Here is a 12,188-nt window from a genome sequence, read left to right as displayed (position 1 = left end):
TCGTCGCAGAAATGGACCAAGCCGGGTCTGTAATATTCAAGAGCCCGAAGGACCTCTTCCGTGTCCGTAAGCAGCGGAATCAGGGTGCTTTTCGATGTGGAATGATTGAGCAGCTCGATGGACTCCCGGAGAAGGGGTTGTTTCCACTGTTCGCGGGAGACGATCACGCCGCCGATGTGATCGACGCCCATTTCGATAAGCGGTCCAGCCTCCCGGGGCTCCTGAACTTCGTAGATCTGGACGAGGATTTTTTTCATCCGGAAGCTAAGAAGGGATAAAGTCCCGATCACGTGCGACCGTCAGGCCGATTGCCCCGGTCGGGCAGAAATGGCCGCAGACGCCGCATCCGATGCAAATGTCCTTATTTATAGCTGCCAGGTCTTCCGGATCCATGGATATGGCATCCATGGGACATTCATCCACACAGATCCCACACCCCGTGCACGACGACGCCTCGACAACAGCCCGGTATCGGCTGGGAACAAGCAGGCTGTTTGTCTCCGCTTTTCGGGCGTAGGGCAGGCCGACACAGCAGCATCGGCAGCAGTTGCAGATCACCGTTCCAATGCCGGCCTTGTTTTCGGTCAGGTGAACCAGCCCGGCTTCCTCGGCGCTGCGGAGGATGGCCATCGCTTCTGCGACATCGACCCGTCGGCCTGTTCCACGCTTGATGGCGTATTCAGCCCCACGGTTCATCTGGAGACATACCTCCAGCGGCTTGTCACACTTGCGCATGATCATCCGACACGGGCACTTCGTAACTGCAAGCAGTTCAGCACTTTCAACGATCCGGCCGGCATCCTCGTAAGAAAGGACATGGCTCTCGGGTTCGATCTTCTCCTGTATGGGGATCACCCTGAAGAACGGGGGGGCCTGGATTGCCTTAAGTAGAGCCGGCACCTGCGGATACTCTTCCTCCGTATAGCGGCGCCAGAGATCGAGCAGTTCACTCGGCGCTTCCGGCCAGAGGGTCGAGGCATCGTGAAACTGGATGATGTGCCGCGGCATGCGATAGATTGGCCGGCCGTCTTTGAAGGCCTCGAAGACGAGTCCCTTTAGGAATAGAGAATGGAGGATGTTATCCATTTCCGGGCGCGTTTTATCGAACCGTTTCGCGAGTTCCTCCGCCTCTGCCGGCAGAGAATTAACCAGGCGGGCCTCATCCTCGGAACAGACGGCCTTCCAGATGAGGGGAACAATGTGGGAGTGCTCCGCTCCGACCTTCTTCGACAGTTCCCGGTAGACATCCCCGTCAGGCATTCCGTTTCCTCCCCTCCCCCGGTTGTCCTGGTTTTCTCCGGAAATCGGGTGTCCGTCACGATGGACACCTTTCCGGTCACAGAATCAGCAGGCTGCTTCCTCTTCCGGTTCGGCCCATACGATGTGGTCTTTGTTGATGATCATGACCTTGCTCTCAGCGCTCTGGGTTGTTACGTCGTAAAGGACGACAAATGGATTTTTCGACTTGGCAAAGATATCCGACACCCTCTTTTCATCACCCAGGTTGATCTTTCCCCGAAGCAGGGAACCATCCACCGTCTTGATGGAAATCAGACTCTCGGCAACCTTGGAAGATTTCTTCGTACCGGCTTTTTTCATGACCGACCTCCCTTTTTCTCAAGCGGCATCTTTTGCGCGTTCCCTGTAGTTTGTTGCCAGACATTCCCCGTTGGATTCAACCGGTTACAATGAAACTGGCCGAATAATGACTCCCTTGGATACTTCCTATGGAAATTTCAAGCTTTATAAATGAACAATGCCCCTTAGTCAAGGTCGATCCCGGAGTATACGCGCCTTTCGTGTAATGGCAGGAAGTAGATGGAAGGCTGGACTTCACCCGGCACTCACTCAGAGCGAATCTCCAAATAGTATCAGCTAAATGCAATATCGATTCATGCAGCATTCCAATGAACGAAGGACTGGCGCTATCCATATGCCGATATGACATTCTAATGCCACAATCGGCAAAAACCGTGCAGAACTCGGGCACGGTAATTGCTGTCCATTATATTAACGTACTAACGATTCATTTGTCAGGAGGTAAGCACAATGTCATTCAGTTCCATTGATACGTCAACAAACTCAATGGTGTATTCATTGGGAAGAAAAAATCACACACGATGCGACGAACGCGTTCAGAAGGGAGAAACGGCATCCTGGTCCAGAGAGGCGGAAGATTTTGCCTGCATCGTGTCGGTCGGGGATACCGTTTCAACAAGTGAGGAAGCGAAGCCCGCATCGAATACCTCGGATACCGATCGTTCGGCCGTCAGCGAAAAAAGCAGGGAAGCGGGACTCTATGCCGTCCTGGAAAAACTTGCCGCACGCAGTGATCAGAGGCCGGATGTCAGGGGCTTGCGGAATGCGGCTGAACACATTCTGGCAAATCTGGAGCGTCGAGGTTACACCGTGCCCTCTTCGTCGTCCGGAACAGAAGAGAGTCCTGTCGATTCAATCGCCTCAACGGATGCGTCTACGGATGACTTGCAGGCCGCGTCCGGAACCGCTGAAAATGGAGAATCTGAAGTTGAATCGACAGGATCCGGGGAATCATTCACGGAGACATATCCGGCCGCGGACGAATTGATCGTCATGGCATCCGTGGACCCGTTCATCGCTGGAAGCAGCCAGTCTGAATAACGCCGGAATTGGGATGTTCGTATATCTTGTGCCAGCGGAATCTCCCGCCGCATCGTTCAGCCTCCGCGAATTAGCCGTTTTCCGAACATAATCTCTGGATTTTATGTGAGAGGTTGTGAAAAGATCTTCCGACATTGCTCGTTTTTTTTCAGATCCGTCATGCTGCGTTTCGATGAAGAAGTATGGTCATGTTCACCCGCCGTTAAATAAGGAATCGGAAAGCATGAAAGATTCCGGAGGAGTCGGATGAACGACATGAGAAAAACCAAGCGGCAGCTCATTCAGGAACTGGAAGAATGGAAGAAAAAAGCAGATCGACTTGAGGCCTCCCTTTCCGAAGGAACAAACGCTCCATTCGACCCGCACCATCTTGAACAACCCTACCGGGCATTCTTCGATCATTCCGTGGAAGGCTTCTTCCAGAGCATTCCCGAAGGTAGATTTCTGCGTGTCAACCCGGCATTCGCCAGGATGCTCGGATATTCCAGCCCCGAGGAGCTCCTGTCGTCCATAGACGACCTGTCCTCCCAGTACTATGTCAAACCGGAAGACCGGAAGCGTTACCTGGAGATCATGAACGAACACGAATATGTTCGTGATTACGAATACAAGGCCCGTCGAAAGGACGGATCCGAGATCTGGGTTTCCGTGAATGCCAGAACCGTGCGCAACGACGACGGGCGGATTGAACAATTTGAAGGCCATGTTCAGGACATCACTGCTCGAAAGACGGCGGACGAAACGATCAGCCGGTATCGGTTCATGGTGGAGCATGCCGGAAACGAAATTTATCTGGTTCGCCGTGACGGCAGCCTTGCTTATGCGAATCGGTCCGCTGCGGCCAACCTGGGCTATTCGGTTGATGAATTGGCCTCACTGAACATCCGGGATTTCGATCCTTTGTACGGTTCGGAATTTCTCAGCCGCTTCGAAGACCTGAAAACGGCAGACCTCCCGCCATTTGAGACGGTTCATGTCGCCCGGGACGGCCACACGACGATAAAAGAGTTCAAATCCTCTTACCTGCAGGTTGGAGAGGATGAATATGTTTGCAGTTATGGCCTTGACATCACGGAGAGGAAAACGGCCGAAGATGCCCTCCGGAAGAGCGAGGCGATGTATCGCAGCGTGATCGAGAATATCCAGGAAGTTTACTACAGGACCAATCGGGAAGGCCTGCTGGTTTTAACGAGTCCTTCCGGAGCGGCGATGTTCGGATACGAGCGGGTGGAAGACATTCTCGGCACGGATGTGCAGAGCCTCTGGGAGGACCCCGGGGAACGACCCAGGCTCCTTGCGGAGGTTGTAAAGCACGGAAGTGTGAAGGATTATGTCGGTGCCATGAAAAGAAGGGACGGCCGTGTGTTCATGGCATCCCTGAGCGTCCATTTTTACCGGGACGACAAGGGAAATACGCTTGGAACGGAGGGCATCATCCGGGACGTCACCGAATTGAAAAAAGCCGAAGCGGCCCTGAGAAAAAGCGAAGAAACGTTCCGGAAGGCATTTCACACAAGTCCCGATGCAGTCAACATCAACCGCCTGTCCGACGGCATGTTCGTGTCGATCAATGATGGATTCACGAAGGCAACCGGATACACGGAGGAAGACGTGATCGGCAAGACCTCGTCGGAAATCGATCTCTGGGTCAATCTGGAAGACCGGGATCGGCTGGTCAAGACCATGATCGAACACAGCGAGGTGCAAAACCTGGAGGCCCCTTTCCGGAAGAAAAACGGTTCCATCGATATCGGGCTAATGTCCGCATCCATCATCGACATCGATGGCGTCGCCCACATCCTGAGTGTGACCCGCGACATCACGGACCGGAAAAAGGCAGAGGAGGCAGTCCGCATCAGCGAAAAGCGCTTCCGGGACCTGGCGGAACTGCTTCCCCAGGCTGTCTTTGAAACGGATGTCCAGGGTCGTTTCACCTACGTAAACCGTTTTGCTCTCGAACTCTACGGCTATACCCGGGAGGAATTCCAGCAGGGCATCAATGCTGCCGACACCGTTGCCCCCCGTGACAGGGAAAAGGCGACCCTGAACATGGTCAGGGTGATGGGCCAGGAGATGGAATCGGGGAGGGAGTACCTGGCAATCCGCAAAGACGGGGAAGAATTTCCCGTTGTCATCTATTCAACTCCCGTCCAGAGAGATGGAAAGACCATCGGCCTGCGAGGGATCGTCATCGACCTGACGGAGCGCAAGCGCCTGGAGTCCCAGCTCACCCAGGCCCAGAAACTGGAGGCGGTCGGGACCCTGGCTGGAGGAATGGCACATAATTTCAACAACATTCTCATGGGAATCCAGGGGCACGTCTCGATGATGCTGATGAAGATGACCGCCGGACATCCTCATTACGAACGCTTGAAAAGCATCGAGGAACAGATCCTGAGCGGGGCCGACCTGACAAAGCAGCTTCTGGGCTTTGCCCGGGGCGGCAAATATGAGGTGAAGCCCCTGAACATCAATGTCGTGCTTGCACGGACGGCGGAAATGTTTGCCAAGACGAAGAGGGAAATCACGATCGATCTCGACCTGGGGAAAGACCCGATGATCGTCCGGGCCGACCGGAGCCAGATGGAGCAGATGCTGATGAACCTGCTTGTGAACGCATGGCAGGCAATGCCGGCCGGAGGCAATATCTACCTTGAAACAAAGAGGATTTATCTGAATACCTCAGAAATAGCACCATACGAAGTGGCCCCGGGGCCTTATGCAAGAATCACAGTTCAGGATACGGGGACGGGAATGGACGAAAGAACGCGGCAACGGATCTTCGAACCTTTTTTTACGACGAAGCAGATGGGACGGGGAACGGGCCTCGGGCTGGCGACGGTTTATGGCATTGTCAAAGGTCACAAGGGATATATCACCGTCTACAGCGAACCGGGGCATGGAACCAAATTCAATATTTACCTCCCCACAGCGGATGCTGGAAACACTGCGGAACGGGAAACGGAGAGGACGGATATGGTCAAAGGCTCGGGAGTGGTCCTTCTTGTCGAGGACGAAGAACAGGTTTTGGAAACAACGTGTGAAATGCTCGAATTTCTGGGATATACCGTCATAACCGCTCAAAACGGACAGGAGGCGATTGACGCATACCGCCGGAAGGGTCAGACAATCGATTTGATCCTGATGGACATGATCATGCCCGGAATCAGCGGAAGCGAAGCCATCGATGCCCTCGTGGCAATCGACCCTTCGGTCCGGATCGTTCTGGCCAGCGGCTATAGCCTGAACGGACTGGCTGGGGAGATCATGGATCGCGGCTGCAGGGCGTTCATCCAGAAACCCTACAACATGAATGAACTGTCAAGGACCATCGCCGACGTGATCCGCTCCGACGTCCGGGAGTCTCCCTGACGTTCCCCGGCTATGAATCGCCTCCGGCCTGATATTTCACGAGGCTGTCGGTGGCAGCCCGGAGACGGCTTGCCATGGTCTTGAGAACCATCCGGAAGTTATCGGACAACTGGTTGTATTCCTGGTCAAAAAAATTACGGTCGATAATCCCCACGACGGTGTCTCCGACCGTCCTCGCGGACGCGGTCCGCTCTCCTTTTGTTATATAGGCCACTTCACCGAAGATCTCACCTTCCTTCATCAGGGCGACAACAATTTCCTTGCCGTTCACAGTCCTGAAGATTTCGACGCTGCCTTCATCGACGACATAGATCCAGTCCCCATGGGATCCCTCGGTGAATATCACGGTTCCATCCGGATAGTTCTCGTATGTGGCGATCTGAAACATTGGTTTCCTCCTTTTTCCGAGCGGTGAGATTCCCCGGTTGGCAAATCGAATGCGCGATTATATAGCCGAAACCGTTGTAAAACAAAACATGGAAATCATTCTGCTGTTCCGTCGGACGTTTTTTGTTGTCCTTCTTTGACAGAAGTCTGTCTGCTATCGTCCACCGCTTCGCAGACCCTGATGGAAATCGATGCGAACTTGTGTCATAGGTGAATGCCTTTTCGGGCATTGGTTTTAACGTAAGCAAACACGGAATCATGATCATGACATCGACACGAAGCCGGATCATCTTCGCCCTTGGCCTCTTTCTTATTCTGCTTGCCCTTGTTTCGGCGTTCGGGATAGCCCAGCGTCAGATCAAGCTCTGGAAACCGCGTATCTCGGAATACGCTAGCCTCCACTACGGACTCCAGGTTGAGATGGACAATCTCGATTATGCCTTTCCCGACGGCGTCCGGGCAACGCGACTCAGGATCGCCACTCTGGAGAAATCACTTCTGGACGCGGAAGAGGCGACTTTTCGCATAAGGCTGATGGATCTTCTGTGGAACCGATCCGTGAGTGTCCGGATCCTGAAGTCCATCGACGCCGCAGGATTGAACGTCCGTCTGGAGCGTTCCATTACGGGCGAATGGCTCGTTCCCCTGCCGCCCTTCTCTTCACGGAATGACGAATCGGCCGGGGGGAAATCCTCCTCTCCACCCTCCCCCGTTCTTTGCAGCGTCAGAAAACTCGGCGTCGACCTCTCGACCCCCAGGGGCTCAATGGAGAGGCAGTACGACCGACTCGATGCCCGCTTTGATCCCATCAACAGGACCGCCTCCGTCCGTCTTCAGGGCGATCAGGAAAAGCTGAAGATCGACTTCCGCAGGGAACCGGAGCGGCGGGTGGAGGTCGAAGCGGATTCCGTTTCTCTGGAGCCCTTGCTGCTGTTCACATCCCCGGTCCTGCCGTTTGACCGTCTCTTCCTGGATGGGAAAGCCACGATCCGGGAAGTCTCTTCCGGACGTTTTTCCTTTGCCGCTGCAGGGCACATATTCGGCAGGGGGCAGGACGGAAGCCTGAAAGTCCATCTGGATGTGGAAGGATCCGGAACCCCTGCCGGACTGGAGGAGGCCCGGGGAAAGATGGCCCTGGACGGACAGACCATGGACTTTTCCGTTGCTACCGTGAAAGGAAAGCGGCCGGCAATCCAGTTGGAAGCGACGTTTCCCGATTTTTCATTCGAACGGGCCGTTGCCGCCGTCCCTGTATCGTTTCGCCCGAATCTGTCCGACCTGAAGGTAACCGGATATCTGAAAGGAAGTTTCAATGCCACGATCGCCACAGCCCCGCCATACCGAACGGCCTACCGGTTTACGGGCAAATCGGAGCGGCTCCGGGTGCTTGCGCTGGGAACGGGGATTCGGATCTCCACGGTAAAAGGACCATTCCTGCACCGCTTCCGGACGGAACAGGGGGAAACCGTCGCCATATGGGTGGGAGCGGAGAATCCCGATTTCGTTCCGTACGGGCAGATCCCCCCAGCCATGATCAAAGCCGTCATGACGGCGGAAGACGGCGGTTTTTTCCGTCACAGGGGATTCAGCATCCAGCAGTTCATGGAGGCCTCGGCGGACAACATCCGGGCCGGCCGGGTCGTCCGAGGCGCCAGTACGATCACCATGCAGCTGGCAAAGAATCTGTATCTCCCCAAGGAGAGGACGCTGAGCAGAAAGTTCGAAGAACTGTTCATCACGATCGCCCTCGAACAGGAGCTGGCCAAACGGCGCATCCTGGAAATCTACCTGAACATCATCGAATGGGGTGACGGGATTTACGGCCTGGGTCCTGCGGCCAGGCATTATTTCCAGAAGCATCCTTCCGAACTGACGGATGAGGAATGCGCGTTTCTCGCCTCCATCATCGCCCGTCCGAGGAACCGATGGAAGCCGGATCCCCTGATCAGCCTCAGCAGCGGATGGCGGCAATACGTGGACCTGATCGTCAGGAAGATGGGAGAGAAGGAAATACCGGATGAGCGGGAGCCGTGAATGACGGCGACCATCTCTCCGCCCTTCCCTGCCGGAACCCCTATCCGACGTCCACGACCTTGATCTCGAAGGTGAGATTACGGCCGGCGAGGGGGTGGTTTCCATCGATGGTCACCTGATCGCCGTCCACTTTTACGATGCGGCCGTCCACCTCGACGCCGCCGGTCCTCGTGAAGGCAACCTCCATCCCGGGCTCCGGGACCGTCCCGGCGGGAAGCTCCGCAGCCGTCAAGGTCCAGACCAGGGACGGATCCTTCGGACCGTAACCGTCGGCGGGCTTGATGGTGACGGTCCTGGTTTCACCCGTCTTCATGCCGATGACGCCGTTTTCGAACCCCCTGATGACCTTCCCCTTTCCGACGGAGAATTCCAGCGGCGGACCGCCCACGTTGGTCTCGAAAATCCCGCCGTCCTTGAGCCTGCCCGTGTAGAAGATTTTAACCCGACTGCCCTTCTTGACCTGCGACATGAATGCCTCCTGATTCTGGAATCATATAACGGATCATGAAGGGATCTTTGCCTGCTATTCAAGAGGACCGGACGTTGGTATCCGGAAAAGATCCTTCATGATCTCAAAAAACGTATCGGGAAGGTAGCGGTCCCACAAGCGGATCGGCAATGACTGCGTGACGGCCAGAGGCGCTTCCGGCAGCGTAAACAGGTATTCCAGAAGATAGCCGATGTTTCGGGCCAGATGGCCCCTGTAGGGACGGGCCGCCCGCTGTTCCATGATCCGGTCTTCATGCATGCAACGGCCGATTTCGCTTTCCAGCATTTCCTGGAACGTCGAGACGATAATCTCCAGCAGAACGTTTTCCTCTCCCGACCCGACGAACTCGGCGAATTCCCGGTTTACCGACTCGGCATCCCACCCTCTTTCCTGAAAGTAAGACAGTATGTGACCGCGTACGGGGGACGCAAGAATCGCCTCGCGTGGCGGACCATATCGAACCGTTAGATTCACGGCATTGTAAATTCCCCGATGCTCTTCCTGTTCCACGATGGTGCATCCCGCATGCTGGAGGATCTCGTACAGGCGGTCCAGGGAAGGATCTTCCCATACGATCTTTATCCCTCCGATATCATTAATGGCGATCCCGTGCTGTATTTCCAGCGGGCGTTTCCGGCGCAGGTCCTCAAGGAAACCCTCTTCGGCGCACTGAAACTCTTGGCTCATCTCTTCCGGCGACGTGATCAGCTCGTGCCGGGGAATGCCGATGCGCCTCGCACGACCTTCTGCCAGTGTATCGGCGCTTTTCCGGATGGCCGCAAATACATGGTCGACGACACGACGGGCCGCCTTTTCCGCAATGCGCCGGGCCCGCTTGATCCGGTAGGATCCGGCATAACGACGCCCTTCCCCGTCCGTTCGGCAGACCAGGACCCCGTGAAAGGGCGTTTCCCGATAGTAATGGCCCGGATTGCTTCCGTATCGACGGATGAGATCGTCGATCCGCTCGTTCCGGTAGGGCGGATGTTCGATCAGCAGATCCTTCAACTCCCCCTTGCGGGCGATTCGCCGGAATGTCGTTTTGCCGTCATGGGCACCTCCGAAAAGGCTCTCGGCAAGGATTCCGAGGTAACGGCAGACAAAAAGATTGTTGAAATGAACGAGCCTTGCGACGGTTTCTCGATCATTTTGGCGCATATCTCCATACATCCAGCGTCGGATGACGCCGTCGAGGATGTCGCGATGAAGATAGCTTGAAATCTGAATCATGGCCGTTCCAACCTGACAAAGCCCTAAAGGATACGACGGATTGAATCACGATCGGAGAGACCCGAACAAACACAGGAATACCATATCACATGTGGAGCGAGAGTTCTGCCCTTTTGACGGAGAGGCGATTTATGGCTTGCATATGCTTTTCCCTTCTTGCATCCTGTTGATCAATCTGACAAATTCAATCAACGTTCATCTCGCAGAATAATCCCAAAAGGAGAAGACAACCATGAAGGACGCAACCAGAATCAGTCCCTCCAGTCTCTTGATCCAGATGGGAATCACGCCGGCGGACAACAGGGAGGGGCTGAAAACGGCCATCCCCTGGAAGAGCATGGGAGGAGGAATGCAGACCCGGATGCTTTTCCAGTACCAGCAGCTTCTCGACACGATCACTCAAAACTATCAGTTGTTCGGTCCCCTTGCCATTGCCGCCAGTTTTCAGAACACCCTATTCAAGCCCTTTTTCACAGATCCGATCAAGACCCACGCCCGCATCACCGCGCGTTCCGGGAAGGAACCGGACATCTATCGGGACCTGAACGGCTGGATTTACAAGAACTACGCCCGGTCCCTCTACGACCTCTGCGGGTATTTCATGAAGGACGGAAAGTTTGACCGGTCCAAGGCCCGCTCCGTCGCCACGACCCCGGAAGGTCACCGCATGCTGAAGGAATATGTCCAGGAATTCGGGCAGATGGAAAACGCTTACAACTCTCTGGGCATGACGCGGCTTCATGCCATGAAGGAAATGCTCAAGTGCCTCCTGGTCGTTATCACGGAGATGCCGCTGGACGGTGAATCCCTTCCCTACATGAGAAAGAAGCCGGACGGCACGGACGGCATGACCTTTGAGGAATACCTGGCGGAAAACCGGTTTCGCCTGGAATGCCTGCACGGGACCAACGCCTTCGACCCGAAGGAATACTCGGAGCGGGCCACGCAGGGCCGGATCGGCTGCTCCGACTATGAAATCGTCAAGGGATCCAGGCTTCACAGCGTTAGACTCCGCCGCTATTTCCTGCCGAAAGGGATCAAGCCCAACGGCAGGGTGCTCTACATCTCGACTCCCCTGATCAACAAGCCGGAGCTGTTCGATCTGGCCGACGGCAAGTCGGTCGTCCAGGGCATGCTTCGGGAAGGCTATGCGGTCTATCTGGTCGATCACGGGGAATGCGGTCCCGATGACACGCATCTTGAACTGGCCTTTTTCAACAAAACCGTCCATGACCGGTACCTGGAGATCATCGGCAAGCGACACCCGAAGTGCCGGATCGACATGATGGGATACTGTATGGGCGGGACGCTGATGCTTCCCTATCTCGCCAGGCGTGCAGAAGAGCGCATGGCGAGGGGCGAAAAGATGGACATCTGCAAAATCGCCCTCATGGCGTCGCCGGTCCGGTTCGACGACGAAGACAGCGGGCATGAAAAGATGCGGTCCTTTATCCGCCAGAACTATGACCCCAACCTGATGAACGAGCTGTTCGGGAGCGTGAACATCCCGCCCCAGGTCATCGATTTCGGAATGAACGAGATTCAGCCGGGAGTCCATTACACCGTACTCTCCGGTTTCTACGGCCGCGCCATCTATTCCCGCGCCATCGAAGATTCGGCGCCTTTCCTCTACTGGCTCACTCACGGGACAAAGTTTCCCGCCAAGGCCCACAGGCAGTGGATTGAACAGTTTTTCATGGGCAACGAGCTGGTGAAGGGAACCTATCGCATGCCTTCCACGAACCCGGACCTCGACGGACGGCCCGTCGATATGGAGGCCCTGCGCAGAGGCGAGGTGCGGATCTTCGATTATCGGGGTTCGAGGGACCCCATCGCGCCTCCCGGCTCCTGCGTGGCCAGCCAGTTGTGGGGGATGCGCGCCGAGGGGAACATCCAGATGACACGCGGGGGACTGAACCGGACCTTCGAAAAGAACATCGGCCACATCTTCGTCGTGAGCAAACAGCTCCTCGGGGAGTACCTCAAGACCGTCTCCGACTTTCTCAACGACGGACCGTGCGAGGGCATCGATTAG

The 12,188-nt window shown here is 55.6% G+C and carries 10 protein-coding genes; 5 read left to right on the top strand and 5 right to left on the bottom strand.

The annotated features are described in order from the left end of the window. The first annotated feature begins 137 nt into the window (after nt 1-137). On the top strand, nt 138-278 hold the full coding sequence (locus HPY65_00935; protein NPU83023.1) for a hypothetical protein: 141 nt from the start codon (nt 138-140) through the stop codon (nt 276-278). Here the strand turns inward: HPY65_00935 and HPY65_00930 are convergent. Both HPY65_00930 and HPY65_00925 read right to left on the bottom strand, forming a co-directional pair. Then, nucleotides 265-1,260, bottom strand: coding sequence for a 4Fe-4S binding protein (locus HPY65_00930; GenBank protein ID NPU83022.1), 996 nt, complete (start codon nt 1,258-1,260; stop codon nt 265-267). The genes HPY65_00935 and HPY65_00930 overlap by 14 nt on opposite strands. A gap of 84 nt (nt 1,261-1,344) precedes the next feature. Next, a complete protein-coding gene (locus HPY65_00925) occupies nt 1,345-1,599 on the bottom strand; it encodes a hypothetical protein (GenBank protein ID NPU83021.1) in 255 nt (84 codons plus the stop codon). 450 nt (nt 1,600-2,049) lie between these two features. On the opposite strand from HPY65_00925, the gene HPY65_00920 reads away from it, so the two are divergent. After that, complete coding sequence (locus HPY65_00920; GenBank protein ID NPU83020.1) at nt 2,050-2,640, top strand: hypothetical protein; 591 nt, start codon at nt 2,050-2,052, stop codon at nt 2,638-2,640. 246 nt (nt 2,641-2,886) lie between these two features. After that, a complete protein-coding gene (locus tag HPY65_00915) occupies nt 2,887-6,012 on the top strand; it encodes a PAS domain S-box protein (protein NPU83019.1) in 3,126 nt (1,041 codons plus the stop codon). A gap of 10 nt (nt 6,013-6,022) precedes the next feature. Here the strand turns inward: HPY65_00915 and HPY65_00910 are convergent, their stop codons facing one another. Next, nucleotides 6,023-6,400, bottom strand: coding sequence for a Crp/Fnr family transcriptional regulator (locus tag HPY65_00910; GenBank protein ID NPU83018.1), 378 nt, complete (start codon nt 6,398-6,400; stop codon nt 6,023-6,025). A 263-nt stretch (nt 6,401-6,663) separates the two neighbouring features. On the opposite strand from HPY65_00910, the gene HPY65_00905 reads away from it, so the two are divergent. Then, on the top strand, nt 6,664-8,433 hold the full coding sequence (locus HPY65_00905) for a hypothetical protein (GenBank protein ID NPU83017.1): 1,770 nt from the start codon (nt 6,664-6,666) through the stop codon (nt 8,431-8,433). Nucleotides 8,434-8,473: 40 nt separating this feature from the next. On the opposite strand, the gene HPY65_00900 is transcribed toward HPY65_00905, so the two are convergent. Together HPY65_00900 and HPY65_00895 are read right to left on the bottom strand one after the other, a co-directional pair. Next, nucleotides 8,474-8,902 (bottom strand): peptidylprolyl isomerase, encoded by a 429-nt coding sequence (locus tag HPY65_00900; GenBank protein ID NPU83016.1) that lies wholly within the window; start codon nt 8,900-8,902, stop codon nt 8,474-8,476. A 54-nt stretch (nt 8,903-8,956) separates the two neighbouring features. Then, nucleotides 8,957-10,153, bottom strand: a complete 1,197-nt coding sequence (locus tag HPY65_00895) for a hypothetical protein (protein NPU83015.1) — start codon at nt 10,151-10,153, stop codon at nt 8,957-8,959. A 232-nt stretch (nt 10,154-10,385) separates the two neighbouring features. Here HPY65_00895 and HPY65_00890 point away from each other — a divergent pair, with 232 nt between their 5' ends. Further along, on the top strand, nt 10,386-12,188 hold the full coding sequence (locus HPY65_00890) for a hypothetical protein (GenBank protein NPU83014.1): 1,803 nt from the start codon (nt 10,386-10,388) through the stop codon (nt 12,186-12,188).

The organism is Syntrophaceae bacterium, assembly GCA_013177825.1.
In the GTDB taxonomy this organism is placed as follows: Bacteria; Desulfobacterota; Syntrophia; order Syntrophales; family PHBD01; genus PHBD01.
This window is presented reverse-complemented; position numbering and strand designations above follow the sequence as displayed.

Bases quoted from the DNA above. Each gene is read 5' to 3' on its own strand.
- HPY65_00905 (NPU83017.1), top strand. From the start codon at position 6,664: ATGACATCGACACGAAGCCGGATCATCTTCGCCCTTGGCCTCTTTCTT.
- HPY65_00930 (NPU83022.1), bottom strand. From the start codon at position 1,260: ATGCCTGACGGGGATGTCTACCGGGAACTGTCGAAGAAGGTCGGAGCG.
- HPY65_00890 (NPU83014.1), top strand. From the start codon at position 10,386: ATGAAGGACGCAACCAGAATCAGTCCCTCCAGTCTCTTGATCCAGATG.
- HPY65_00895 (NPU83015.1), bottom strand. From the start codon at position 10,153: ATGATTCAGATTTCAAGCTATCTTCATCGCGACATCCTCGACGGCGTC.
- HPY65_00910 (NPU83018.1), bottom strand. From the start codon at position 6,400: ATGTTTCAGATCGCCACATACGAGAACTATCCGGATGGAACCGTGATA.
- HPY65_00900 (NPU83016.1), bottom strand. From the start codon at position 8,902: ATGTCGCAGGTCAAGAAGGGCAGTCGGGTTAAAATCTTCTACACGGGC.
- HPY65_00915 (NPU83019.1), top strand. From the start codon at position 2,887: ATGAACGACATGAGAAAAACCAAGCGGCAGCTCATTCAGGAACTGGAA.
- HPY65_00925 (NPU83021.1), bottom strand. From the start codon at position 1,599: ATGAAAAAAGCCGGTACGAAGAAATCTTCCAAGGTTGCCGAGAGTCTG.
- HPY65_00920 (NPU83020.1), top strand. From the start codon at position 2,050: ATGTCATTCAGTTCCATTGATACGTCAACAAACTCAATGGTGTATTCA.